This is a genomic window from Treponema endosymbiont of Eucomonympha sp. (assembly GCF_001028545.1).
This window is the reverse complement of sequence record NZ_BBPW01000072.1, coordinates 1-3,985: the sequence shown is the minus strand read 5'-3', so window position 1 is coordinate 3,985 and position 3,985 is coordinate 1. Positions and strand designations below refer to the sequence as shown.

The following is a 3,985-nucleotide window of genomic DNA, read 5'->3' as shown; positions in this document are numbered from 1 at the left end:
GCAGCCGGGGCGTGCTGCCCGCCGGGCCCCCGCGCCTGCCACGATTCGGCGAAGGGCCGCGCGTCCTCCGCGCATTCCACAACGACGCAGCCGGGCGCAATGCCGCTGATTCCCGCGACTTCGCCGTGATTCCGGTCGCCCGCGATAAGCACCTGATATCCCTGCCGCGTGAACAGCCCGGCGCGTCTCTGGTTTGCCGCGACGCGCGGACAGGTCGCGTCGAGTATCGCGTAGCCTGAGCGCTCAAGGTTCAGGCGGACGGCGGGCGAAACGCCGTGGGCGCGGATGACTGCGACGCCGTTCTCCGCGGCGGGATACGCTGTTCCGGCGGGGATTTCGGGCAACACGCTAATGTTGTGCCGGGCAAGCTGCGCGAGCACCGCCGGATTGTGAATCAGCGGGCCGCAGGTAACAATCGTGCGTTCGGGGTGCTCGTGGCGGGCGTTCAGCGCCATTTCCACCGCGCGCCGCACGCCGAAGCAGAATCCGAGCGTCGCCGCGCGGACGACTTCCGGCTTAGACGCGGACGTCGGCGGCAGGAAATCGCGCAAGACTGGACGGCTTGAGCGGCGCTGCCGCCGGAAGCGTCGGCTTCCAGTTCCGCCGCGTGAACGCGACGACGCTGCCGGTGATAAAAATCGACGAATACGCGCCGGAAATCAAGCCGACGGACAGCGTGAGCGCAAAGTCTTTCATGCTACCGGTGGTTACAAAGAAGAGCGCCAGAACCACCAAAAGCGTGGTGAGCGTCGTGAGGATGCTCCGGCTCAGCATTTCGGTCTGCGCAAGGTCGAGGAGTTCGGTGAACTTGTCCGCGCGCACCGTTTTGACGTCTTCGCGCACGCGGTCGAGCACCACAATGGTGGCGTTTATTGAGTAGCCGATAACGGTGAGCACTGCCGCAAGGATTATCGTGGCAAACTCGACCTGCGCCCACGCGACGAACGTGAGCATGATGAGCGCGTCGTGGATAATCGCCACCACCGCGGCGAGCGCGAAGTCCCACTTGAAGCGGATAGCCGAATAGCCCCAGATGAGCGCGATAGAGGCGAGCACGGTGAACAGGGATTTGAGCGCGAGCGAGCGGGAAAACTGCGCGCCGATGAAGTCGGTCTTGGTCACCGCGACGCGGTCCTCGCCGAACGCCGCGCGGAGCGAAGCGGCAATCGTCTCCTGCAAGACCCGGTTGCCGCCCGCTTCGCCCGTGTCGGCGGCGCGGATTTGGAAACTGCCCGCTTCGCCCGCCGCTTTCGTTTCCGTGTTTACCCCGCCTCCGGCGAGCGCCTCGCGGACGCGCTCCGCCGTTACGGACGAGGACTCCTCGCCGTAGTGAAAGCGGTACGGGGCGGAGGCGCTGAGCGCCGTCGAAACCGAAGCGTCCGTAAACAGGGCATTCGCGGGGACGTCGGGCGGCGCATAAAACGTTACGCTGACTCCTTCCGCCCTGCCGAGCGCGTCGGCAAGGCTTTTGGCAGTGGCGTATTCCGCAAACGGGAACGAGCACGTCTCGTTTTCGGCTCCCGCCCCGCTTATGATAAGCGACACGCCCGCTTTGCCGGTTTGCACCACCGCGCGGGCGCCGCCCGAATAGCTCAGGTCAAACGCCGTCGGGGCAATCCGCACTTCTTCCAGCAGACCCGGCTCAAAATCAAGCCCCAGATTAATTCCGCGCGTACACACGGCGACTATCCCGCTTGCAATGAGCAGTGCGCTTACGCAGGACAGCGGCACAAACAAGCGGCTGAACGGTATTACTTTCTTCATTAAGCTGTCTCCGCCGCGGCTTGCGCGCCGAACCAGCCGATGCTCAGTTTCTTTGACCCCAGTGTTTCTGTGCCGAAGTCAAAGATCAGGTGCGATACGAACAGCGCGGTAAACACCGACGATATGACGCCTATCGCAAGGCTGACCGCGAATCCCTGAATAGCGCCCGTGCCGAGCTGCGACATAAACGCCGCCGCGATAAACGTCGTAACGTTCGAGTCGATAATCGCGCTGAATGCGTTCTCGAAGCCAGCGGAAATCGCCGCCGCGCGCCCCTTGCCGAGCCGGAGTTCCTCTTTAATGCGCTCAAACACGATAACGTTTGCGTCGACCGCCATGCCTATGGTCAAAATCATGCCCGCAATGCCGGGCAGCGTGAGCGTCAGGTTGAGCGCGGAAAGGACGCTGAACATAATGTACAGGTTCAGCACCTGTGCCACCACCGCATTCAGGCCGGAACCCAGATACCACGCGAACATAAACGCCATAACGAGCAAAAGCCCTAAGACGATTGCTTTTACGCCTTGCTGTATCGCTTCCTGACCGAGCGACGAACCGATAACCTGCTGGCTTTCGACCGAAAGCGGCACGCTGAGCCACGCGGTCTGCAAAACTTTTTTCAAGTTCTGCGCTTCGTCGATTCCGAAACCTGTAAGAGCTACCTGTCCGCCGGTAATCGCGGAATTGATTACCGCATAGGATTTTATCTTGTTGTCCGAAACAATCGCGAGGCTGTCTTTGACGTGCGCCGAGGTGAAATCCGCAAAAATCTGCGCCCCTTCCGCGTCCAGAATAAAGTTGACCTCCGGTCTGCCCGTAATGTCGCTTCCCACCTGCGCAGATTTTATATGCTTGCCGTCGAGCGCAATACTTTTTTTTACCACCAGATAGCCTGTACGCTCGTCAAGGTCGTAATCATCCTTTCGGTACAAACCCATAATTTCGCAGTCTTCGGGAATAAGCGACTGATTCAAGAGTTCCCCCGTGATATTAAAGATGCCCGCCGGGTTTTGGCGGTATGCGCCGGTAAAGCTTTCGGTCGCCGCGCTGTCCACGAGCCGGAAGTTCAAAATGCCTTTCCCCACGATGATGGAATTAATTTGATCTGCTTCAGCGGCGCCGGGCAGTTCAATATAGATTCGATCTTCCCCCTGCTGCCGTATGACCGGCTCGGTCAAACCGAAGCGGTCAATACGTCCGCGGAGTGTTTCCACTGCCTGAGATATGGCGTCCTCGCGAAACTGGGCGGCATTTTCCGTCGTGGAGGACCCTTCTTGAGAAGCGAGCGCAGCGTCGAGGTCAGCCTTCACGGTAACGCTCATGCCGCCGGAAAGGTCCAGACCCAGTTTTACCGAATTGGCGTACAGTTTTTTCGCCTTCAGAATATCGGCGCGATACCGCCTCTCAATTTCCGTTTGAAGGTCGTTCTCAGCGTCATATGATAAAAGCGCCTCGCGGAGCGTTAGTTGTTTGGGAAACGGTTTTCTCGTTAGTTTGAAGTTTTCTTTCGCGGATTTTTTAAGCCAGCGGAAACCATCGGGAATCTCCCCTTCGGGTTTTTCCTTTGCCTGCATTTTCAGTGCGTTTACGTCGGCTGCAGCCATCATAATAGAATAATCTTTGATTTTTTCAAGGGAGCCGAGCGCAAGTGTTTGCACTTCTTTAGGCGTTCGCACATACCAATTGATAGACGGCAACAAGAACCCAAAACATACCACCAGTATCGCAACAATGATTAAAAGACGGGTTCTTTTTCGCATAGCTTACTCCGTCGCGTCCGGTTTTGTTTCCCCGCTGTCGGTTCCCGCGTCGGATATTTTTTCGGTAACGAGAGCTTTTTTCTTTCCTTTCTTTTCCGCTTTGCTAGCGACAGGCTTATCGGCAACAACCGACGATATCGCACTTCGGTTGAACTCAATTTTAGTGTTGTCGTCGACTTTCACTACGACGCTCTGGTCGTGGGCGGAAGAAATAACGCCGTGGATTCCGCCGATAGTAACCACTTTGTCGCCTTTTTTCAGGGCACTAATCATTTTGTCGGTTTCTTTCTGCTTTTTATTCTGCGGACGGATGATAAAAAAATAAAAGATAAGGATAATAAGTCCGAACGGAGCGATAGTCATGAGCATATTGCTTGACCGAGGTGCTACCGACCCGCTTTGCAGAAATGGAATAAAAATCATCGAGGTTCCTTTTTCGTATAGAAAATAAATTCTTGCGG

The 3,985-nt window shown here is 57.2% G+C and carries 3 protein-coding genes and 1 pseudogene; all 4 read right to left on the bottom strand.

The genetic code is table 11. The annotated features are described in order from the left end of the window. A pseudogene (locus AWU74_RS04195) lies at window positions 1-551 on the bottom strand (hypothetical protein); the annotation flags it as partial. After that, window positions 517-1,764: a protein translocase subunit SecF gene (gene secF / locus AWU74_RS04190; protein ID WP_162504788.1), complete on the bottom strand. Its 1,248-nt coding sequence runs from the start codon at window positions 1,762-1,764 to the stop codon at window positions 517-519. The gene secF and the pseudogene AWU74_RS04195, both read right to left, overlap by 35 nt. After that, complete coding sequence (gene secD, locus AWU74_RS04185) at window positions 1,764-3,524, bottom strand: protein translocase subunit SecD (RefSeq protein ID WP_062327951.1); 1,761 nt, start codon at window positions 3,522-3,524, stop codon at window positions 1,764-1,766. Before secD ends, secF begins: the two co-directional genes overlap by 1 nt. Before the next feature lie 3 nt (window positions 3,525-3,527). Beyond that, entirely contained in the window at window positions 3,528-3,947 is a 420-nt protein-coding gene (gene yajC, locus AWU74_RS04180; RefSeq protein WP_062327954.1) for a preprotein translocase subunit YajC, read from the bottom strand. Window positions 3,948-3,985 lie beyond the last annotated feature (38 nt).